This window comes from Acetobacter aceti, assembly GCF_002005445.1.
GTDB classification, from domain to species: domain Bacteria; phylum Pseudomonadota; class Alphaproteobacteria; order Acetobacterales; family Acetobacteraceae; genus Acetobacter; species Acetobacter aceti_B.
Genome location: NZ_CP014692.1, coordinates 1,183,351 through 1,205,926, shown reverse-complemented (window position 1 = coordinate 1,205,926; position 22,576 = coordinate 1,183,351). Strand labels below are relative to the sequence as shown.

16 protein-coding genes are annotated in these 22,576 nt (G+C 56.3%); 4 read left to right on the top strand and 12 right to left on the bottom strand.

All coding sequences use genetic code 11. From position 1 onward, the window contains the following. A complete protein-coding gene (locus A0U92_RS05470; RefSeq protein ID WP_077812349.1) occupies positions 1-1,434 on the bottom strand; it encodes an APC family permease in 1,434 nt (477 codons plus the stop codon). Next, positions 1,431-2,234: a carbon-nitrogen hydrolase family protein gene (locus tag A0U92_RS05465; protein ID WP_077812348.1), complete on the bottom strand. Its 804-nt coding sequence runs from the start codon at positions 2,232-2,234 to the stop codon at positions 1,431-1,433. The genes A0U92_RS05470 and A0U92_RS05465 overlap by 4 nt, the downstream gene beginning before the upstream one ends. Positions 2,235-2,418: 184 nt before the next feature. Between A0U92_RS05465 and A0U92_RS05460 the strand changes: the two genes are divergently transcribed. Next, positions 2,419-3,222: an SDR family NAD(P)-dependent oxidoreductase gene (locus A0U92_RS05460; RefSeq protein WP_077812347.1), complete on the top strand. Its 804-nt coding sequence runs from the start codon at positions 2,419-2,421 to the stop codon at positions 3,220-3,222. A 326-nt stretch (positions 3,223-3,548) separates the two neighbouring features. Here A0U92_RS05460 and hmuQ read toward each other — a convergent pair whose 3' ends face one another. Genes hmuQ through A0U92_RS05435 form a run of 5 tightly spaced genes read right to left on the bottom strand, consistent with a single transcriptional unit; the run spans position 3,549 to position 6,988 of the window. Then, on the bottom strand, positions 3,549-3,869 hold the full coding sequence (gene hmuQ / locus A0U92_RS05455; RefSeq protein ID WP_077812346.1) for a heme-degrading protein HmuQ: 321 nt from the start codon (positions 3,867-3,869) through the stop codon (positions 3,549-3,551). 16 nt (positions 3,870-3,885) lie between these two features. Next, positions 3,886-4,686: an ATP-binding cassette domain-containing protein gene (locus tag A0U92_RS05450; protein WP_077812345.1), complete on the bottom strand. Its 801-nt coding sequence runs from the start codon at positions 4,684-4,686 to the stop codon at positions 3,886-3,888. Further along, the gene (locus tag A0U92_RS05445) at positions 4,683-5,708 is read right to left on the bottom strand and encodes a FecCD family ABC transporter permease (protein WP_077812344.1); all 1,026 of its coding nucleotides are present in this window, start codon (positions 5,706-5,708) and stop codon (positions 4,683-4,685) included. Before A0U92_RS05445 ends, A0U92_RS05450 begins: the two co-directional genes overlap by 4 nt. Beyond that, positions 5,705-6,640 carry a heme/hemin ABC transporter substrate-binding protein gene (locus tag A0U92_RS05440; protein WP_077814270.1) on the bottom strand — a complete coding sequence of 312 codons (936 nt, stop codon included), beginning with the start codon at positions 6,638-6,640 and terminating at the stop codon, positions 5,705-5,707. The genes A0U92_RS05445 and A0U92_RS05440 overlap by 4 nt, the downstream gene beginning before the upstream one ends. Positions 6,641-6,667: 27 nt before the next feature. Further along, positions 6,668-6,988 (bottom strand): antibiotic biosynthesis monooxygenase family protein, encoded by a 321-nt coding sequence (locus A0U92_RS05435; RefSeq protein WP_077812343.1) that lies wholly within the window; start codon positions 6,986-6,988, stop codon positions 6,668-6,670. 447 nt (positions 6,989-7,435) lie between these two features. Between A0U92_RS05435 and A0U92_RS05430 the strand changes: the two genes are divergently transcribed. Continuing rightward, positions 7,436-9,511: a TonB-dependent hemoglobin/transferrin/lactoferrin family receptor gene (locus tag A0U92_RS05430; protein WP_236748284.1), complete on the top strand. Its 2,076-nt coding sequence runs from the start codon at positions 7,436-7,438 to the stop codon at positions 9,509-9,511. 104 nt (positions 9,512-9,615) lie between these two features. On the opposite strand, the gene mfd is transcribed toward A0U92_RS05430, so the two are convergent. From mfd to A0U92_RS05410, 4 genes are all read right to left on the bottom strand, one after another. Beyond that, positions 9,616-13,107: a transcription-repair coupling factor gene (gene mfd, locus A0U92_RS05425; RefSeq protein ID WP_077814268.1), complete on the bottom strand. Its 3,492-nt coding sequence runs from the start codon at positions 13,105-13,107 to the stop codon at positions 9,616-9,618. Between the two features lie 414 nt (positions 13,108-13,521). Beyond that, positions 13,522-14,373: an ankyrin repeat domain-containing protein gene (locus A0U92_RS05420; RefSeq protein ID WP_077812342.1), complete on the bottom strand. Its 852-nt coding sequence runs from the start codon at positions 14,371-14,373 to the stop codon at positions 13,522-13,524. Next, positions 14,364-15,125 carry a Tle-like phospholipase domain-containing protein gene (locus A0U92_RS17690; protein WP_475638753.1) on the bottom strand — a complete coding sequence of 254 codons (762 nt, stop codon included), beginning with the start codon at positions 15,123-15,125 and terminating at the stop codon, positions 14,364-14,366. Before A0U92_RS17690 ends, A0U92_RS05420 begins: the two co-directional genes overlap by 10 nt. Before the next feature lie 372 nt (positions 15,126-15,497). Beyond that, complete coding sequence (locus A0U92_RS05410; RefSeq protein WP_077812340.1) at positions 15,498-15,809, bottom strand: FAD assembly factor SdhE; 312 nt, start codon at positions 15,807-15,809, stop codon at positions 15,498-15,500. Positions 15,810-15,925: 116 nt separating this feature from the next. On the opposite strand from A0U92_RS05410, the gene recG reads away from it, so the two are divergent. Together recG and A0U92_RS05400 are read left to right on the top strand one after the other, a co-directional pair. After that, positions 15,926-18,052 carry an ATP-dependent DNA helicase RecG gene (gene recG / locus A0U92_RS05405; RefSeq protein WP_077814267.1) on the top strand — a complete coding sequence of 709 codons (2,127 nt, stop codon included), beginning with the start codon at positions 15,926-15,928 and terminating at the stop codon, positions 18,050-18,052. Between the two features lie 150 nt (positions 18,053-18,202). After that, complete coding sequence (locus A0U92_RS05400; protein WP_077812339.1) at positions 18,203-19,879, top strand: GGDEF domain-containing phosphodiesterase; 1,677 nt, start codon at positions 18,203-18,205, stop codon at positions 19,877-19,879. A 400-nt stretch (positions 19,880-20,279) separates the two neighbouring features. Here A0U92_RS05400 and uvrB read toward each other — a convergent pair whose 3' ends face one another. Next, entirely contained in the window at positions 20,280-22,493 is a 2,214-nt protein-coding gene (gene uvrB / locus A0U92_RS05395) for an excinuclease ABC subunit UvrB (RefSeq protein ID WP_077814266.1), read from the bottom strand. Positions 22,494-22,576 lie beyond the last annotated feature (83 nt).

The window sequence follows — 22,576 nt, the reverse complement described above, 5'->3', positions numbered from 1 at the left end:
CTAGACCTCCTGCCCCTGCGGCATCCGCCCCGAAACATTGACGCTACGTCCACCCAGACACCATCCGCCCAGAAGGGTGACAAACGGCATCACAGCCAGAAACGTACTGATCCCCATGGAAAGCCCTGTAATGGTCGTGAAGTTATCGAGAATGATGAACAGCACGCTGACCAGCACGAACACGGACAGAACCGGGCACCAGTTTGTCTGCACGCTGCCAGCCTTATTCACTCGATTATTCCGAAAGAACATGACCACCGCTACAGATGTCAGAATCATCAGCAGCACGATCCCGACTGTCGAAATACCGGCCATCGAACCGAAAACCGTCACAAGAGGATCGACCCCGGACATGGCCGCTACAGTGACAAGCACAATTGCAGTGAAGCTCTGAACCAGAGAAGAGCTGTGCGGTGAGGAATGTCGGGAATGGGTCTGCGACAGAAAAGCGGGTAGAATGCCTTCACGGCCGAGAACAAGCTGATAACGCGCAATGATATTGTGAAACGACAGCAGGCAGGCGAACAGGCTGGTCAGCAGCAGCACTTCCATGACGTTGCGCATGCCGGTGCCCACATATCGGCTGGCCGTGTCGAGAACCATATTGCCGCCATCCGCCAGATATTTGCGGGCAACCGCCGTGACGGAGTCCGCGCCCCATGCCTCAATCAGACACCAGCACGAAAAAGCGTAGAACACACCGATGATCGCGACCGCGCCATACGTCGCACGGGGGATGGTCCGCTCCGGGTCGCGCGCTTCGTCACGAAAGATCGCCGTCGCCTCGAACCCCAGAAAACCTGTGATGGCGAACAGAAGCGCCACGGCAAATGGCCCCATCGGCTCAGCGGGCCCTGTCGTCACAGGCACCGGAACGGGAGACGGGTGCATCATGATGGCAGCATTCATGACGACCACGACACCGATTTCCAGAATCAGCGCAACACCGAGAACACGCGAACTGAGTTCGATATGACGGTAGCCGAGCACACCCACCACAGCCAGCACGCCAAAGGCATAGAGCCACCACGGAAGATGAGGCCCACCCCATTCCCTGACGGCATCGTCAACCGCCCAGCCGAAAAACCCGTACACTCCAACCTGAATGGCGGTATAGGTCAGCAGAGCCACGAAAGCGCCGCCACAACCGATACGTTTACCGAGTCCTTCCCGGATATAGGAAAAAAACGCGCCGGCCTCCTTCATGAAAGGTGTCATGGCGACAAAGCCGATGGAAAACAGCATCAGCACAAAAGCAGCCGCCACAAAGCCGGTCCACGCATAAGGACCATTTCCCTGCGCAATCGCGAGCGGCACATTGCCGCTGACTACCGTCAGGGGTGCAGCAGCAGCCACGACCATGAAAATGATTTCCGCAACACCGAGATTACCGGAAAGGCGGCCCTCCGGCGAAGCTGTATCCGTCTTCTTCATGCTCTTTCCTTTCGTGTATTGGAAATCAGTGATCCATAGGCGGCTGGCCGCCTGTCCTGAAGATAAGGATTCTCGTACTGGGCCCTGGCGACCAGACCGGGTTCCACATCGGCCAGGATCAGGCCGTCACCGTGCTCGATCCGCGCCAGAACAGAAGCGTCCGGCGCTACGATCTGACTGTTGCCCACGTATTCGGTGTTACCTTCGCGACCATCATGATTGATGTAGGCGAGATAGATCTGGTTTTCCCACGCCCGTGTACGGATCACCTCACGGGCGACAAAGGTGAAAGGCTCCATCTGCGCTGTCGGTACGAGCAGCAGTTCACACCCTGCCAGCGCCGTCGCCCGTACATATTCCGGAAACTCCACGTCGTAGCAGATCATTGTGGCGATCCGGACGCCCATGAATGACACAACTTCCGGATTGGCGTCTCCCGGCAGAAAGAAATGACGATCAAGATCGCCGAAGAGATGCTGCTTTCGGTAATGCAGCACCTCCTGCCCCTCATGCGTCACCATGACAGCGCTGTTATAGAGCCCTTCCGCCGCACTTTCCGCAAAACCGGCGAGGATCGCCAGACCGTGACGGGCCGCAATGTCTTTTATCGCGGGAAGAGTATCTGCTTTGGCAAGCTCAAAAAGCTGTTCACCGATATCGTAACCGGTGACGAAGAGTTCCGGTGTGACCAGCAGATCAGCGCCCTGACTGCGCGCTTCTCCGGCTACCCGATCAAGCTCCCGCAGGTTTGCATCCACGTCGCCGGGTGTTCCTGCTGTCTGAAGTCCGGCAACCCGCATTCCAATCCGCCCTTTTCTTACGATAGTGAAACAATCCTACACGAAAGAAAAACGGATGCACAATGACTTCAACGGGAGCCCCTGCGCAGGCACATGAGCTGATTGTTCGGAAACAGCTTTTTGCGCAACCACCGCTTTTCTCATACATTGATTCCCCAGAACGTCCACGTTCAGGAGAATTTCCGTGCCCTCCACGCCTGCTGCAAAACATTTTGAAAACAAGAGAGTCTTTGTCAGTGGAGGTAACCAGGGCATCGGACAGGCCATTTCACACGCATTTGCACGGGAAGGCGCACGCGTTGCCGTCAATGGGCGTCACAGGGAAAAACTGGATGCCTTCCTCCCTACGCTGCCCACCGTGAACGCCGGGCCTCACCTCTCCTGTGCCGCCGATGTGGCTGATGAACAGGCTGTGATCCGTGTCATTGACCAGACTTTCCGCGAGTTCGGCGGGCTGGATGTTCTGGTGTGCAATGCTGGCATCCTCTCGGAATCACCGTCCGAAGACGTCACGCACGACGCCTTCATGAAAGTGATGAACGTGAACGTCACAGGCGTCATGTTCTGCGTGCGGGAAGTGCTTAAACGCTGGCTGGACACTGGCGCCAGAGGCAGCATCATCATCAACAGTTCGGTTCATCAGATCATTCCGAAACCTGCTTTCCTGGCCTATTCCGCCAGCAAGGGCGCGGTGGGCAACATGGTCAGGACATGGGGCCTCGAATACGCATCGCGCGGCATTCGCGTGAACGGTGTCGCGCCCGGCGCAATTATCACGCCAATGAATGATGCCTGGGTCAATGACCCCGAAAAATACAAGACTGTTTCATCACATATTCCCATGGGACGTCCGGGAAAGCCTGAGGAAATAGCCGAACCCGTCCTGTTTCTCGCTTCCGAAAAAGCGTCCTATATTACCGGACAGACACTGTATATTGATGGCGGCCTGACACTTTATGCTGATTTTGCGAAAAACTGGAGTTCCTGAATAACTACTCTACACGAGTTTTCGTACACCAACCCAAAAATTTGCAAGAAGCGTGCTTCGACGGAATGTGCGGGATCGTGGGTGTCTGAAAAGGTTCGAGCATGATCTACCCATCACCGTTCAGGCGGGCGGACAGATCATGCTTCTGCTGCAGAGTGCCGAACCGGATCACCAGGCGAATATTTCTGCGTTAAACCATCGATTGTACAACAGACACGGGCTCGTCAGAACGATTGACTCTTCGAAGCGTAGTTCCGGCCAGATGCGGGCTTACCAACCTTCAACAGGCTGGCAGCAAAGCGTTCGCCTCTTCAGTCATTCGCTTTTCAGAGTTCAATATCCTGAAGCACCTCGAAGCCTTCGAAAACTGGCGGTCCGGCTGTCTGAGGCTTACCCTGCCCCGCACCGGCATGAGCCTGACGGAACTGCTCCGAGTTGGTCCAACCGATAAAAGCGTCATAAGATGCCCAGACAGTGTGCGATGCGTAGAGAACATATCCGTCTTTTTCAGGTCCTTTCAGAAACTGAAAGCTTATGAAACCGGGAACCGTCTTGAGCAGGACTTCCCGGTCCAGCCAGCGGCTGCGGAAAGCATCCTCTCCTTCCGGAAGCACCTTGAAACGGTTCATCGCGATGTATTTGTTCATGATGTGATTATTCCTTTCAATGCATGATATCGTGCGGAAGCATATAGGGTTTTCCTGTCCGCTCATGCGTGCGCACGCACTCTTCCGCAAGCCCGAAAACCGATCGGACCAAGGAGCCTGAGAGCACCGTCTGCGGTGTTCCCTGAGCGTAGATCCGTCCGTCATGGACGACCACGATCCTGTCGGCGCACGCCGCCGCCCAGTTCAGATCGTGCAACACCATTACGACCCCGCCTCCATGCTCGGCGTGCGCTCTGGCGATCCTGAGAATGAGTTCCTGCCGTGCTGGATCCTGTGCGGAAATCGGCTCATCAAGAAGCAGAAACCCAGGAGAAGTATCAAGCGCCGCTGCTTCAAGCTGCAGCAGCACACGGGCAAGATGCACGCGCTGGCGTTCACCCCCTGACAGACTCATCACATCCCGTTCGGCAAAAGCAAGAAGACCCACCCGATCCAGAATTTCATCCGCCATCGTAATACGCTTCGCATGCGGCAGGTGGGCAGCCGAAACGGACGCTCCAAGCGCAACCAGTTGCCGGGCTGTAAAGCGTGCGGCCAGGACGCCATCCTGCATCAGCATCGCCCGCCGTGCCGCCATGACTGCCGGACTGAAGGAAGAGAGAGGGAGATCATCAAGCAGAACCTTCCCTCTCGAAAGAGACGTAAGTCCACTGGCAAGACGAAGCAGCGAACTTTTCCCCGCACCATTGGGACCGACAATCGCCGTGACCTGTCCCGGCGCGAACACGACCGAGACGTCGTTCACAATGGCCCGGTTTCCTGCCTCCCAGAAGGCGTTTTCAAGCGCAATCGTCATACACCCACTCCATCATGAGTGCGCGCGAGAAGCCAGATGAAAACCGGTGTACCGAGAATGGCTGTCACAATTCCAACCGGAACGTCGGCCGGGCTTGCCAGTGTTCGCGCAAGCGTGTCCGCACCAGTCAGCAGGACGGCTCCAAGAAGGACGCTGCCCGGCAGCACCAGCCTGTGGTCCGGACCAGTGATCAGCCGGACAAGATGAGGCACCACCACACCGATAAAACCAATGACGCCGGTGAAGGCGACGGCAGGCCCTACCGCGCAGGCGACAGTCAGCATGCCAACCGTTTTCACACGCTCGACCGGATAGCCCATCAGCCGTGCATCTCCTTCTCCCAGCAACATCGCATTCAGAGGTCCGGCGAGCCATATGACTCCCGCCGTCGCTGCCATGAGAAACGGAGACAGGATTCCGATACGCGGCCAGGTCGACCCAGCGAAACTGCCCATGGTCCAGAAGGTCAGATCACGCAGGGCTGTATCATTGGCGCGAAAGACCAGAACACCCGTGAGTGCAGCGGCAAGTGTTCCAAACGCCACTCCTGCCAGAAGAATGTGCGTGATGGACGTAATGCCTTCGCGTGTCGCAAAAAGATATAGTGTCAACGTCGCGCCAAAACTGCCAAGAACCCCGGCGGCTGGCACAGCCCACACCGAGGAAAGAATGGAAAAACCACTCGCACTACCAAGAACAATGACACACGCAGCCGCCAGACCAGCCCCAGCGGAAATGCCAATCAATCCCGGATCAGCCAGTGGATTTCGAAAAAGCCCCTGCATGATCGCACCCGACGCACCGAGAGCCGCACCCGTCAGGCTCGCCATGACCACGCGGGGCGCCCGGATCTGCGTAAGCACCAGCCACGCCATCGAGGCGTCCGCATCATCTCCCCCACGCCACAACGCATCAAAGTGCAGACCGGTCGCGCCAATATTGACTGACAGCACCATCGTAACCAGCAGCAGGGAGGGCAACAGAAACAGAAGCCAGAACAGAATGGAGCGGTGCGCCATCATCCGGGCTGCCCAGCCGTGCCCAGCGGCATCTCAGCGAGTTTCCTCGCGAGTTCAAGAGCTGCATCCGGCGTGCGCAATCCCAACCCCAGAAGACGCTCGCCTTCCATGGAAATGATCGCTCCGGACCGGCCCGCCGAGGTCAGACGGAAGCCCGGATCGGCCAGAAGGTTTTTGCGGATATCCTCACTTCCCTGCGCCATGACAAGGATAACATCAGGTTTCAGGGCAATGAGATTTTCCTGATCGACAATCTTGTATCCCTGCATCGCAGCGCCCGCATTGACAGCGCCTGTCAGTCGGATCATCGCGTCAGCCGCAGTTCCTCCTCCAGCGACCATCGGTCGATTGTTCGTCATACGCATCACGAACAGCACACGTTGCCTAAGAGTATGGGCAGCGCGCCAGGCCGTAAGGATCTCGAAACGCCGTGAAAGATCAGCACACAGGCGATCCCCCTCTGCTCCAGCCTGCATCAGATCTGCGATAAATCGAGTCCGATCCACGATCGCTTCCATAGAGGGAGTGGAATCCACAAAAATTACCGGGATACGAGACGCCATGAGCTGATCGAGAGCCGTTGGTGGTCCGGCATTATTCATTGTGAGAACAAGGTCGGGACGGAGCGCAAGCACTCCTTCGGAGGACAGAGCCCGCATGTAGCCGATAGAAGCTTTGTCGTGCAGCGCTTCCACTGGCCAGGTCGAGGTGGAATCCACCCCGACAATCCGGGCCGCGTCTCCAAGTGCATACAGTGTTTCCGTAACCGCCCCACCCACGGAAACAATCCGGCGGGCCTTTCCCGGATTGACCCGACGCCCCCGACAGTCGGTCACAACATGCCCTTCGGCGGCGAATGCCCCGGTTGCGCTCCCTGCGGTGAGAAGACCCGCAGTCAGACCTTTTCCGAAAAGACGCCGGGTTATCAGCTTCATTTTCATATCCATAATGATATCTTTCACTCAGGATAGCGCACTGACCGTTTTCAGAACCTCGAATCCATTCGATTCCCGCCGCTCGATCGTCAGCATTTCACCCTGGCCCGCAGTACGATGCGCGGTCCGGAACACGTCGGACTGCTTCCAGTCATCGAAGGCTTCCCTAGAGACCCATGTCGTTTCCGATGCGTAAAGAATATAGGTTTCGTACACATCCCCTTTCATGAAACGGATCGCAACAAAGCCAGGCACGCCGCACAGGCTGACCTCGCGATCCAGCCAGCGGGCGAGAAACATGTCTTCGCTATCCGGACGCACCTTGAAACGATTCATAGCAATGAACATACGCGAAAAACCTTATAAACACAGCACGTTGCAGCGAGAGACCCGTTTCTGATCCCCGCTTGCAGCAGTGTGACTTTGATGTCTCAGCAACGAAGTCTTGCATTAACGCAAATGAGAATCAATATCATTATCTTGACATTATCGATCAATCCGCTTTTGTTGCGAACAATTCGCAATAGAAAGATAATGGTCATGCCTCTCCTTCGGTCAGCCCATGCCGTAAGATGTTCTTTCCTTCTGGCATTTCCTGCATTTCTCCTCACATCAGTCTCATCAGCGGCTTTGGGGCAGGATGCCGTTTCAGTTTCTCCAAAGAAGAAAATCAAAGTTTCGTCGCCTACGACCGCGCCGTCAGCACCGTCGCAAACCGCTGCGGCTTCAGCAGCATCACCAATTTCTCTTTCCCCTGTCCGGGTTCAGGGGCGGTCAACGGATCTCATCGGCTCCATGAAGATCGATCCGGATGCGGATTACAGCAATGTCGGCAAAGCACGTGTCCTGACACAGACAACCACGATGAAGACTTTCCAGGACCGGATGATCGACAACATCTCCGATTACAGCCGTCGCGTGGATGCGGCGGTGAATTTCAATACGAACAATTCGTCGATCAACATGCGCGGCCTTGATCAGAACCGTATTCTCACCACGATCGACGGTATCCGCAGTATCTGGAGCAATAATGGCGCACGCGGGCTTGAAGGCGGTATTTCAGGCTATGATTTCAATTCGCTCAGCGCCATTGACGTGGTGAAGAACGCGAGTTCAAGCTTTTTCGGCACCGGGGCGCTGGGGGGTGTCGTGGCCATGCGCACTCTTGAACCGGAAGATATTCTCAAACCCGGCAAGACAGTCGGAGGCCTGACAAAGCTGACCTATGACGGTTCCAGCGAAAGCGCCTATCTCAATCAGGCTTTTGCAGCGCGGTACCATAACACCGTCATGCTGGTCCAGGGTGGATTTCAGGACGGTAGCGAGACAGGCAACCGGGGAACCGTGGGAGGTGTCGGAACCACGCGGACGAAACGGGATCCGGCTTCCTATACACAGGGAAATTTCCTTGGAAAAATTCAGCATTATTTTGCGGGTGGTCATCGGATCGGACTGACAGGGGAAGTCTTCGACCGCAATTACAATGAAAACACGCTGTCAAACATCAACAGCACCTACAGTACCTACCGCACTCTTGAAGAAACAAAGCGCTCCCGTGTTTCTGGCGGCTATGACTACAAATCTGTCAATCCTCTGGCCTTCATCAGTGAGGCACATCTGATTGCCTACTGGCAGAAGGTCGACACCATTGCCAATACTGCTTCCAACCGGCTGATCGCGCCAGTCGGCATTTATGACCGGAATGACAAACTGACTACGTCATCCTACGGCGTGACCGGTTCTGTTTCATCCAATGTCTTTACCGGTCCTTTCCATCATGCAATCACGCTTGGGGGCGAGGCCTATCTGACCGACACCAGTGAATATGCCGCCGGCCGGGACAACTGCACGGCCTCCATCTGGACCTGCGCCTATCTGCACAACAACCAGTCAGACATGCCGAATGTACATGGCACGGATCTTGGCGCGATTGTGCAGGACCGTATCGGATACGGGAAACATGAATGGCTGCACATTACACCGGGATTCCGCTTTGACTGGTATAAACGCGCACCACAGCAGACAGCGTCCTATACCGCCAACGCCATTTACGACGGATTTCCAGCGGCATCCAGCACCTCGCATTTTTCTCCCAAGGTGCTGGCGGAAGTCCGTGTTGCGGATAAGGTCACGCTTTACGCCCAATATAACACGGCATTTCGTGCTCCCTCCGCAAATGAGCTTTATCTGACCTATGGCGGAACAGGGTCCTATGCTGCAATTGGCAATCCCGCTCTCAAACCGGAAACAAGCAGGGGTTGGGAAGCCGGTGTCCGTTACGGAGATTCAAAACGCGGCGCGAATATTTCTGTCTACGACAATTATTATCACAATTTCATCGACCAGATCACCACAACGGCGGATGCAGCCGGAATTGACGGAAACTTTCCATTTGGCGTCTTCAAATACGTCAATCGTCAGCGTGTGCGGATTTATGGCGTTGAAGCCCGTGCAAACTGGACCTTTGGTGAGCATTGGCTGGCGTGGACCTCCCTTGCCTACTCCGATGGAAAAGATCAGCAGGAGCATGTGCATCTGAACTCTGTCGCGCCATTCAGGGGAATTGTTGGAGTCGGTTATGTGTCCGACCGCTGGGGAGCAAATTTCTCCACGACTTTTGCCGCTGCCCGAAACAAGGTGCAGGATCCCTCCTCCTCCCTGAACAAGACTCCCGGATACGCCATCTTTGACCTGAACGGATGGTATTCGCCCACCTTTTTTCCAAACATGAAGATACAGGCAGGAATGTACAACATGTTCAACAAGCGGTATTACAGCGCCCTCGATATCCCCGACAGTTCCACAGTGAAAAAGGCGTATTACTCACAGCCGGGACGCAGCTTCAAAGTCACAGCATTGATAAATTTCTAGATCTGTCAGAAGTTAATTTAGATTACAGCCATGACATGCTGAATCCTGCAGAAATTCAGCATGTCACAATCTCTCCTGACCTGCGGCAGTTCAGGTTGCGTCCCTCACCCTTCCACTTTTGCCGCCAGCTTCGCCAGAACAGTCGTTACCTTCTGTGCCAGACCAACCCTCTGCGCATTGAGCAGTTCACGCACGATGGACAGTTTGTGGTCCGGACGAATACGGATCAGACCATCCGTCCACTTCCCCATCCATCGGATAAGCCCTTCAGGATTGGCGAACTGATTGCCACGGAACTGGATCACCATCCCTTTCGGACCCGCCTCCACGCGCTCGACGCCAGCGGCGCGACAGGACCGCTTGATCGCCACCACGTCGAGCAGGTTTTTCAGTTCAGGCGGCACGGCTCCAAAACGATCCACCAGTTCGGCCTCCATCGCCTCATCCTCGGCGGCTGACGCCAGCGAGGCTATCCGGCGATACAGGCTGAGCCTGACAGGCAGATCCGTGACATAGCTGTCGGGAATGAGAACCGGCAGACCCAGCACGATGTTCGGCGTCCAGTCGCGGTCTTCCCGCTTGGCCTTGCCTTTTTCAGCCCGCAGATCCGCCACAGCATCCTGCAACATCTGCTGGTAAAGCTCGATGCCCACTTCACGGATATGACCGGACTGCTCATCGCCCAGCAGGTTACCCGCCCCACGCAGGTCAAGGTCATGCGAGGCCAGCGTGAAGCCCGCCCCCAGCGTGTCGAGCGTCTGCATGATCTCAAGACGTTTCTGCGCGGCGGCGGACAGCAGATGGGTCTGCGGCCATGTCAGATAGGCGTAACCACGCTGCTTGCCGCGCCCTACACGCCCACGAAGCTGGTAAAGCTGACCAAGTCCGAACATGTCGGCGCGATGGATGATCAGCGTGTTGACGGACGGCATGTCCAGTCCACTTTCCACAATGTTGGTGGAAAGCAGAATGTCGTATTTGCCATCAGCAAATTCCGTCATCACCCGCTCAAGCTCGGTTGGTGACAGTTGACCATGCGCCTGCACGACTTTCGCATCAGGCACGATGTCAGCCAACCGTTCGGCCAGACGGTTCAGATCTTCCACACGCGGCGCGACACAGAAAATCTGGCCGCCACGGAAGCGTTCGCGCTGGATTGCCTCACGGATCACCACGCTGTCGAACGGCATGATGAATGTCCGGACGGCCAGACGATCGGTTGGCGGTGTGGCGATCAGGCTCATTTCACGCACGCCGGACAGCGAAAGCTGGAGCGTGCGTGGCAGCGGCGTGGCGGAGAGCGTCAGCACATGCACGTCCTCGCGCAGGGCTTTCAGCTTTTCCTTGTGGTTCACACCGAAGTGCTGCTCTTCATCAATGATCAGCAGGCCAAGATCGGCGAATTTCACAGTCTTCGCCAACAGCGCATGCGTGCCGATCACAATGTTGACCGTGCCGTCGGTGATGCCCTTGCGGACCTCCGTCGCCTGCTTGGCGGTAACCATCCGCGAAAGCTGCGCGACGTGAATCGGGAACCCTTCAAACCGCGTCTCAAAGGTGCGGAAATGCTGACGGGCCAGCAGTGTGGTCGGCACCACGACCGCCACCTGTGTGCCGGACATCGCCGCCACGAAAGCCGCCCGCAACGCCACTTCGGTCTTTCCGAACCCGACATCGCCGCAGACGAGACGATCCATCGGCCGGCCGGACGCCATGTCCTCAATCACATCGGCAATGGCGCGGGCCTGATCGTCCGTTTCCACAAACGGGAAGCGGGCGCAGAACTCCTCCCAGAGACCTTCCGGTGGCGCCAGAGAAGGCGCTTCACGCAGCGCGCGCGCCGCCGCCGTGCGGATGAGCGCGCCCGCCATATCGCGGATACGCTCCTTCATCTTGGACTTGCGGGCCTGCCACGCCACGCCACCGAGCTTGTCGAGCGCCACACCGGCCTGATCGGAGCCGAAGCGGCTCAGCAGTTCGATATTCTCGACCGGCAGATACAGCTTCTGCCCACCGTCATAGAGCAGGCGCAGACAGTCATGCGGCGCGACGCCGACACTGACCGTCTCCAGCCCGTCATACCGCCCGATGCCGTAATCCTGATGGACGACCAGATCACCCTCGGTGATCTCGCCCGCTTCGGAAATCAGTTCATCAGCGCGACGACGTTTACGCGGCGGGCGACCAATCCGCTCACCCAGCAGATCCTGTTCGGAAACGATGGCGATGTCGTCGCCGACAAAACCACGCTCGATACCGAAGATCAGCAGCCCGACCGCTCCCGCCTTCATCTTGCTGGCGGGGTCCCAGCTATCGAAGGTCTCGACCGCTACACGATGCTCCATGAGCAGCGTCTTGATCCGCTCACGGGAGCCTTTGGTCCACGCGGTGACAAAACAGCGTCGTTTCGTCTGCGCCCATTGCTGCGCGTAATCAGCGATCAGATCGAAGACCTTCTCGCGCTCACCCTGCGGCGCCATTTTGGCGAACATGATGCCGGGGCGACCGCCCGCATCAATCCCTTCCGCGCCATCCGGTTTGGCGAAGGGACTGAACTTCGTGACCGGGAAGCGTGACAGCGCGGCGTCCCACCCCTTGCGATCAAGATACAGCAGATGCGGCGGCAGGGCGCGATAAGGTGTCTCTCCTTCACGCGGCGGTGTCTTTCGCGCCTCGTAATGGTCCTGCACCATCTCCATACGGGCTGCGAGAGATTCATCGACCTGATGATCGAGGGAGATGGCCGGATTTTTCAGATAGTCGAACAGGGTTTCCATGTCCCCATGGAATAGCGGCAACCAGTGTTCAATTCCGGTATAGCGACGTCCTTCGCTCACATGCTCATAGAGCGAATCGGTCGCGGCAGCCTGCCCGAACTGGTCACGCCATGCAGAGCGGAATCTGGAAATACTGTCAGGATCGAGCGAGAACTCGGATACGGGACGCAGTGTCAGACGCTCCGCCTTGCCCGTCGAACGCTGGGTGCCGGGGTCGAAGTAGCGAATGTTCTCAACCTCGTCGCCGAACAGATCAAGCCGGACCGGCTCTGCCTGCCCTGCGGGAAACAGGTCAAAAATCCCGCCACGGGAGGCGAATTCCCCCGGTTCCATCACCGTGTCGGTTCGGGTGTAACCATTGGCGACCAGCAGTTCGATCAGAAAGGACTGATCGAGGTTTTCGCCCTGCGCGACCTCGAGAGACTGACCTTCAAACGCCGAGCGGGGCGCAACACGCTGCATAAGAGCGGCAGGCGTCGTAAGAACGATCCGTCCGCCTTTCGCTTTCGTCGGTTCCAGCAGGCGCGTCAGGGTGGCGACACGCTCGGCGATCAGAACCGGATTGGGAGAAACGCGATCATACGGGAGACAGTCCCACGCGGGAAAGCGCAGAACTTCGGTCTTCTCCCCCATGTAGTCCAGCGCCTCGCCAAGCCGATTGAGGGCAGCATCGTCCTTGGCGACATGCAGCACAGGACCATTATGCTCCCGTGCACGCTTGACCAGCAGAAGCGCATCGAAACCATCAGGCGCACCCCATATTGCAGTGCCTTTTACCGGGGTAGCAGCAGTCTTGGGAGAGCGTTCATCCACGTCCATCAGCGCCAGTCCATTCACAACCGGCCCATATTTCGGTCAAATCCGCCATAATATCAACGGTTCGGTAAAGAGACTTTTTCATGAGACGGCGTTCGTTACTATTCCGCCTTCAGTCCGCGACCCAAAAAAACATCATTATGCTCCATCGGGCGACGTCCTTCTGACCAATGGATCGTCTGTCATATGCTTTTCATCGAATGTGAGCGATACCGCCAGAACGCTCGAGCGAGAAGCAGTTTTTCAATGGAAAAACCATCTACTTACCTACACTGCCCGAGACACCAGTCGGAAAAAACCGTCCGCGTCGATTTCAAGGTAAGACGTTTACGATCGCCAGTCTGCTTGCCTGAGAGGTGGCATCGCATGCCAGCTTTACCTTCAACAGGTTTACGCAGTGCAGATTGGTAGGACACCCTACTTAGGTGGCCATTTATGTTCCGCTTGCATTTTTCTTATTTCCTCATAACCGGGCGCCGGCCAAGGGAAGCCTGCTTTTTTCAGGTCTACAACTGTTTGTTCAAGCGCTTCTTTTTCTGCTTTTTCTTTCTTGCTTCCCTGATCGATGAAAAGCACAGCAGCCAGTTCTCCAGGCTTCATCTGGTCCATAGCAATATTACCAAGAGTTTCACCAATACGATCAGTGGTCCATAGAGATACGCCGTATTGCAGAAAAATCCTCACTGTTGTCCAGTATCCACCTCTAGCAGCTTCGATAATCGGAGGGCCGGATCCATAGTCTGTATTGATGTCAGCCTTCAATGCGATCAAGGTCAGAAGAGCCTCATTATTCCCTTCATCGGCAGCCCCGTCAGTTGCTGTACCTCTTCTGTAAGTGCCATTTATATTTGCGCCTGCGTGAAGAAGCATTCTTAGTGATGCTTCAAATTTCTGGGTATTATCCTGAGGCAATATGGCGATCGGCGCCATATCCCTTTCTCCATCCGGGCGTGCTCCGGCTTTCAGCAGGGCTTCCATCATCGGCTGATCATTGCGCCATGCGGCAATATCGAGAGCAGTATGTCCGAATGCTCCGACAGTATTAACACCATTCCGCAACATCGAGGCATATTCAAGCGTTTTATCGACAGATCCAGAAAGGACTGCTTCAGCGAACTGTCGGGCTCTGCCAGTAGGAAAAGAAGCGATATAGTTACAGACATTCGGAACGTCATCCACTGGAAAACCCTCGTAGCATTTCGCTTCGGCGGTAATCGGGAACAGCATCAACGTCACAAAAAAGTAGAGTATATATCTCCCTATTTGCATTTCAAGATGACCTCATAAATATGAATATTCTGAATCAGCCTACCTATTTTGTGACGTTCAAAGTCGTAAAGCGGGTTGAAATTGTCCCAGACACTATCATGTTGCCCGGCATAGTCCGGGATTACCACTTGGTGTCCGATTGCCTGAGGAAGAGAACCAAGAAGCTGCATAGTCGCCGACAATCCTTTGGCAGGCATAAAAGGGGTTGAACCAATTCCAGCAATGATAATGCGGCGACTGTTTTGAAGAAAGGTCAGTGGATCACCATAGGTGCTGTAGGCATCAATGGTGGCACGCTCCGAATGCTGTGGAATGTTAAACTGATTAACACCGGCAGCATTGAATGTAACGGCAGGACGCCCTGCAACCATCGCCGCTTCAGCAGCCAGACCTCCTCCAAGCGAATGTCCTGTAAAGATGATGGCGATCGATCTCGGTGCTTTTCCAACAAGAACACCAATCTGATGAGCTCGTCTATACTGGTCAGTAGGAACGCCAGCACCGCCCTGAGCAACGTCTTCAAAGGCATCCTGCATGTTGGCCGTTCCAGCAAAAGCAATAACATAATATCCACCGAGTAGTGATATGGCCCAGTAGACACGACAGCGTAGGTGAGAGCTTTCTCTTGTCGGTTGAATAATGGAGTTCGTTAATTCAATCGGTATCAGTTTCTCATTACGTTCTGTTATATTCTGAAAACCGACCGGAACTTCCCCCTCTCCGCCATAAGCCAGGTTACTTAACTGAGCCAGAACTTCGGCGTCAGCAAGCGCCCGGCACTAAGCCATTTCTTTTCCCGCAAGTTTCACCACAACAGGCATAGCTTGCGGAGAACTCCGGAGTTCAGACGAGCCACCCATCAATTATCTCTTTCAGTTGAACCCAGTATAAGTAACAATGGCTGGAAATATCGTTATTTTTCAGGTAACAGCAGAATGTCAAAGGAATCAACGAAATCATCGCAAATCCTGCAGTCTTGAAGATCAGGGTCGTGACAGGCAACACTCCGATACTCTGTCAGATTGCCGTTTTCGCCCACATCCCACCGAATTACAGAAAAATCCTTAAAAAAAAACACATCTCAAAAAAAGAGGTGCACGGCTGCGCCGCGACACCTCGCATTCTCAGCGGCGATGATGAGCATCGTCGATCATCGCCCTGAGCATGGGCGTCTCGCGTTCTTTCGGCAGAGGCAGACGCCCGAACAGCCAGTCCGACAGGTCAGGGTCGGGCATTTCCAGCACGGCTTCCATGTCGGTGAGGGCTGCGGCGTCCATCCTGTCCACATTCCGATCGACAAAACCACCGATCAGGATGTCAGTCTCGAAAGTACCGCGATGACGTGCACGGAAGACGAGACGTCGCCGCCGTGTCTCAAGATCGGGTTCGGAGCCCTGAGTCGATTCCGGGGCAGATACGGTTTCGTTTTGTTCCATGGCCGTGGTGTCCTATAGCCTCATGACTGATGCCTGTCAGCCCGACAAGAAAGGCCGTTGCGCCGCCCATGTCCAGACCAGTTCGCCCGGAGAACCGCTCACGGGCGGGTGAGGTCATGCCTGCTTCGCAGGAAACGGAGGCCTTACAGCCGCCCGCCTGTGTCGCGCCGCTTCTGGAACCCCTGACTGCTCTCCCCGGCATTGGCGAGGCGACGGTCAGGTTGCTGTCACGGGTCGCTGGCGGTAACAGGATCGTTGATCTACTGTTTCTGATGCCGGAAAATGTCATCGACCGGCGCTGTCGCTCCACGATAGCAGCCCTGGAACCCGGCCAGATCGTGACGCTGACGGGAACAGTCACACGGATCTCCGAACCGGCGCACAGACGGCAGCCCTGGACCGTCACGCTCGCCGACGATACGGGCACACTCGATATCGCCTTCTTCTCGAAATGGATGGCAAAGCGTGCGGTCCTGAATGCCGCCATGCAGGTGTCCGGTCGCACGGAACTGTTCAACGGACGCAGGGTCATGAACACGCCGGACTATTTCGTGTCGGCGGACGATCACATCCCGTCGCTCGATCCTGTCTGGCCCCTGACCGCAGGTCTGTTCGGAGGACAGGTGCGAACCGCGATGCGCCGCGCCTTTACCCGCTTGCCGAACGATCTGCCCGAATGGCAGAAACAGGCCGTGATCACAAAACGCGGATGGCCTGACTTTCGGACGGCACTCCTCTGGACCCACTTTCCCGGCGATGTGCCGGAGTTTCAGGATGGCGAGGTATGGCGGGAAAGCCGTCGCAAGGCGCGGGAGCGACTGGCGGCGGATGAACTGCTTGCCGATCAGATCGCCACCCTTATGGCGCGTGAAGCCAACCGGTCGCGTCCCGGACGGTCCCTGAAAGGCGATGACCATCTGCGAAGGGAGGCGCTCGCCCGGTTCGGTCATCCCCTGACCTCCGCCCAGTCAAAGGCGCTGAGGGAAATCGACCTCGATCTGGCCGCCCCTCGACGCATGGTGCGTCTGCTTCAGGGCGATGTGGGTGCAGGCAAGACGCTGGTCGCCCTTCTGGCGATGCTGCGTGCCGCCGAAGCCGGAGCGCAGGCGGCGATCATGGCCCCAACGGAAATCCTCGCCCGCCAGCATTATGCGACGTTCGAACGCCTCTCTCCCGTCCCGGTCGTGTTTCTCTCCGGCTCTGTGCGCGGCAAGGCGCGTCGCGAGGCCCTTGCCGCCATCGCGGATGGCTCCGCCTCTCTGATTGTCGGCACGCATGCGCTCGTGCAGGACGCCGTTCATTACCATGATCTCGCTCTGGCGGTGGTGGATGAACAGCACCGTTTCGGGGTTGGGCAGCGGCTCACTCTCGGCTCCAAAGGGGAGGCGGTGGACATGCTGGTCATGACGGCCACGCCCATTCCCCGCACGCTGCTTCTGGCGCAGTGGGGCGAAATGGACGTCAGCCGTCTGGACAGCAAGCCCGCCGGTCGCAAGCCCATCCGGACCTCGGTTCACGGACCGGACTCCTTCGCCGGCGTGCTGGCCGGTCTGGAACGGGCGCTGAAGTCGGGCGCACGGATTTTCTGGGTCTGCCCGCTCGTCAGTGAAAGCGAGGCGTTGGATATCGCAGCCGCCGAGGCGCGTCATATTTCCCTGGAGCAGCAGTTCGGCGAGCGGTTTGGCGTTGGTCTGGCGCATGGCCAGCAGGATATCGCCGTGCGTGAGGCGGCCCTGACGGATTTTTCTGAAGGACGCACAAAGCTTCTGGTGGCCACGACGGTCATCGAAGTGGGCGTGGATGTTCCCAGCGCCACCGTGATGGTCATCGAGCACGCCGAGCGCTTCGGACTCGCGCAACTGCATCAGTTGCGCGGACGTGTGGGACGCGGGGCGGCGGAGTCGTTCTGCCTGTTGCTGCATGGGAGTGAAATGGGACAGGTCGCCCGTCAGCGCCTCACCCTGCTGCGGGAAACCGAAGATGGGTTCCTTATAGCGGATGAGGATTTTCGTATTCGTGGTGGGGGTGATGTCACCGGAAACCGTCAGTCAGGCCTCCCGGGATTCAGACTGGCTGACCCGGAAAAATGCGAGATGGATATTGGGACTCTTCTTGTTCTCGCCCGCCAGACAGCGGAAACCCTGTTTGATCAGATGAAAAAAAACCTGGATACTTCCGAAAATATTCTCTGCCTCCTTGCCTTGTTCAATAAAAGTAATTTTGCTTCCATTCTGCAGGCATGACACCTCCGGCAAATTCATTCAATTTTTGCTTATTGCGTCATTAATTTTAGATTTACAGGCCGCTGATACTACAGGGAGAACCACATAAAGAGGCATACGGGGAGCCGCTCTTCTTCGTCAGTCTTATTTTGAACAAGGCAGTGGATTTCCATGACTGATAACAAGGCAGACAAAAACGGCCCGGATGTGTCCTGCAACGTGCTGTGCCATCTCTTGCCGCAGCTTTTGCCTTGTGAAGCTGCCATCATTCTTGAAAAAGGCGCTTCTCCCCGAATCCTCAGCACCAGCTCTGGTCATGAGGAGACTTTCGTCGCTCAGTCACTGATTGATGCGATGATGCTGTCCACAGAAAGACTATCTGCCGAAGGGGGCGTGGATGCCGGCCTTTTCCCCCAGCAGATCAGCGGCTTCCGGTCGTGGGCCAGCAAGCCCATCGGGTCGAAGGACGGTCATGCAGTGCTGGTTCTGTGCCTGAACAGCAGCGCGGATCCTTTCCCATCCCCCTCGCTGACCAGACTGGCTACGCTGACAGCCAACGCAACACCGTCTGAAACCAGAAAAAAGAGCAGCCAGACAGGCCGGTCCGTTTCCGGAATATCTGATCTGGCCCGCTATCTTGATACGCGTATCTCGCCATCGGAAATTTCATCCTCAACCCCGCTCGCCCTTCTCCGGCTTGATCTCGGCAGGATCACCCCCATCAACGATCGGGATGGTTGGCCTGCCTCCGATGCCCTCATCGACCGGGCCAACACGCTGATCCGCGAATTTGTCCCATCCCACTGTTTTACCGTCCACCTGGGCGGCGGTAGTTTCGCCATCGTGCTTCCTGTCGAAAAAGATGTGTCCGAGGCGGAAGCTCTTGCAGAAGATCTCGTCAGACGCATGCAGGAAGACGTCGCGATACCCAGAGATGGTTTTCCTTTCGAACCTTATATCGGCTGGGCCTGCTATCCATTTGATGCGCCGGATGCAAACACGCTGATCGGCTTCGCCAATGCAGCGCTCGCCCGTATTCGGGGGCTTCGCGCAGGACCGCATATCAACAGGGTTGCGCCCGAAATCGCTCATGCTCATGCTGACGAAATCGGTATGGAAAGCGACCTGCGACAGTCTCTGATCGACAATGCCTTCACTCTGAACTGGCTCCCTGTTCTTGAGACGGGGACAGAACATGTTGTCACGTTTGAAGCATTGGTCCGCTGGAAGCGTCCGGGTCACGGTGATGTTGATCCGACGCTCTTCCTGCGCTGTGCCGAAACGGCCGGATTGATCGAAGATATCGACTCATGGGTGCTGCACACCGCATGTCGTCAGGCACAGAGCTGGAAAGAGCCGCTTGGTCTTAGTGTGAATGTCTCTCCCTCCTGGCTGGCGACAGAGCGCGTCGCCACGACCATCAGATCGGCCCTCAAGGAGAGCGGTCTGGACCCGCTCCGCCTTCAGATCGAATTCTCGGAGAGAAGCGATTTCGGCCCGCTGGACATTGCCAGAAAGGAACTCGCGAGAATCCGGGGCATGGGCGTCAGGCTCATTCTGGATGATTTCGGTACGGGCATCGGCGCGCTCGAACGTCTGACCAACTATCCGTTCGATCAGGTTAAGCTGGACCGTGCGTTCGTATGCCGCGTCGGAGTGGACAGTCGTGTCGAGACGGTTCTTCGCTGCACGCTTTACATGATCCACGCCCTGAACATGAGCTGTTGCGCGGAAGGTGTGGAAACGGAAGAGCAGCTTGGCTTTCTGGAAGCCCATGGATGCGAAGAAATTCAGGGTTATCTGATCGGACAGCCTACACTGCGGCAGCCAGACAGCCTGACAGACTGAAAAGCCTTATTTTCCAGAAACCGGAACCTGCCCGTCAGGTCTCAGGTTTTGTTCAGATCAGTTCGATCAGCATGATCAGAAACGGGACCGCGCCGAGCACAACCCATGCTCCCATGGCGCAGGTCGCACAGAAGCGGGCTGTATTGCGTCGAAAACGCATCATTCCAGAAAATGTCCTGACCGACAGGTCCGCATTTTCCTGATCCGTTATGTGATGCATGAGGAATTTTCCCCTTGTGTCCGTCTACCCGCCCCCATGGCGGGACAGAGGCGAGTTTATCTCTCCACAAGAAGCTTCATTTAAGGCAGAATCAGGGCGATAAGGCCCGTTTCCGTAAGGAAACTTTTCAAATCCACGCCGGATATTACATCTGGCCCGGTCACAACGACGTTAAGGTTTTCATTTCGCCTTGCCGCGCCCCCTCGCCCGCCCACGTTTCTTCTCAGGATCGTAACCTCCTCCACCCGGACCAAGCGGCACAGGCCCACTGTTTTTCTTACTCCCTCCCGGTCTCTGGCGAGGTGATGTCGGCGGTGGCGGTTCGAGACCCAACTGCAGGGCTTCAAGCCGTTTAACTTCGTCACGAAGACGAGCCGCCGTCTCGAACTCAAGATCAGCTGCTGCCGTCCTCATCCTTTTCTCAAGCTCGGCAATCGTCTGATCGAGATTCTTGCCGACAAATTCATCGGCCACAGCACCCTGCATCGGTGTGACGGTCACATAATCCTGCTCGAACACGGAACCGACAATAGTGCCGATCTGCTTGCGTACACCCTGCGGCGTGATGCCATGTTCCGTATTCCAGAGAGACTGCTTCTCACGACGCCGCGCTGTTTCCTCAATGGCGTACCGCAGACTGTCGGTCATGCGGTCTGCATACAGCAGCACGCGACCATCAATATTACGGGCAGCACGGCCAATGGTCTGAATCAGAGATGTCTTCGATCTCAGAAAACCTTCCTTGTCAGCATCAAGGATCGCAACGAGCGAGCACTCGGGGATATCCAGACCTTCACGCAGAAGGTTGATGCCAATCAGCACATCGAACGCACCAAGACGCAGGTCACGGATGATCTCGATCCGTTCGAGCGTATCAATATCGGAATGCAGATAACGAACCTTGATGCCTGCCTCATCCAGATACTCCGTCAGATCCTCGGCCATGCGCTTGGTCAACACCGTGACCAGCACACGCCCGCCCTTGCCGATTGTCTCCCGACATTCGGCAAGAAGATCATCCACCTGCCGTTCGACGGGACGTACTTCAGTTACGGGATCAATCAGGCCGGTTGGCCGAATGACCTGCTCGCTGAAAACACCCGCTGTCCTCTCAATCTCCCATGGACCGGGGGTCGCACTGACAAAAAGCGTCTGGGGACGATAGGTCTCCCATTCTTCAAATTTCAGCGGTCGATTGTCGAGACAGGACGGAAGGCGAAACCCGAATTCGGCAAGAACGGATTTTCGTGCGTGGTCTCCCCGCTCCATGCCGCCAATCTGCGGAACTGTGACGTGACTTTCATCCACAATCAGCAAGGCGTCTTCCGGCAGATATTCAAACAGCGTTGGAGGAGGATCACCAGCCGCTCGACCTGACAGATAGCGTGAGTAATTCTCGATCCCTTTGCAGACGCCGGTTGTTTCCAGCATTTCAAGATCAAAGGTCGTACGCTGCTGGAGGCGCTCCGCTTCCAGTAATTTGCCTTCCTCAATGAACTTCGCGAGTTGCTGTTTCAGCTCCTGCTTGATCCCGACGATCGCCTGATTGAGCGTGGGACGCGGCGTGACATAGTGGCTGTTGGCGTAGAGACTGACTTCCTGAAGATCAGCGGTCTTTTCACCCGTCAGCGGGTCAAACTCGATGATCTGATCGATCTCATCGCCAAACAGGGATACCCGCCAGGCACGGTCTTCGTTCTGGGACGGAAAGATGTCGATGCTCTCTCCGCGTACACGGAACGCGCCACGCACGAACGCCGCATCATTGCGTCGATATTGGAGCTCCACCAATCCCTTGATCAGTTTGTCACGATCGATTTCACCCCCGACCTCCAGACGCACCACCATGCGGGAATAGGTTTCAACCGATCCGATACCATAGATGCAGGAAACCGACGCCACGATGATGACATCGTTCCGCTCAAGCAGCGCCTGAGTAGCCGCGTGCCGCATCCGGTCGATCTGTTCATTGATCTGACTGTCTTTTTCTATGTACGTGTCAGACCGCGGTACATACGCTTCCGGCTGGTAATAGTCGTAGTAACTGACGAAATACTCGACCGCGTTGTTGGGAAAGAACTGCTTCATCTCCCCGTAGAGCTGGGCAGCAAGTGTCTTGTTAGGCGCAAGAATGAGCGTGGGCTTCTGCGTGGCCTCGATGACCTTGGCCATGGTGAAGGTTTTGCCCGAACCAGTTACTCCAAGCAGAACCTGATCTCTCAGATTTTCCTGTACACCCTCAGACAGTTCACGGATTGCTGTCGGCTGATCGCCCGCAGGCTCATACTCCGACACCACTTCCATGCGGAAGCGTTTCTCCTTCGGAGGCTGGCGCTCAGGCTGGAACAGGAGTGCGGGATTTCCCTCAAGGGAGGATCGGGAGCGAGTGGCCATTTCGTGAACATGGGCGTTCATCGCTCAACCCGCAAGAGACAGAAACGGGGACTGAAGCAATCTGCTCCGTCCCCGTTTCCATT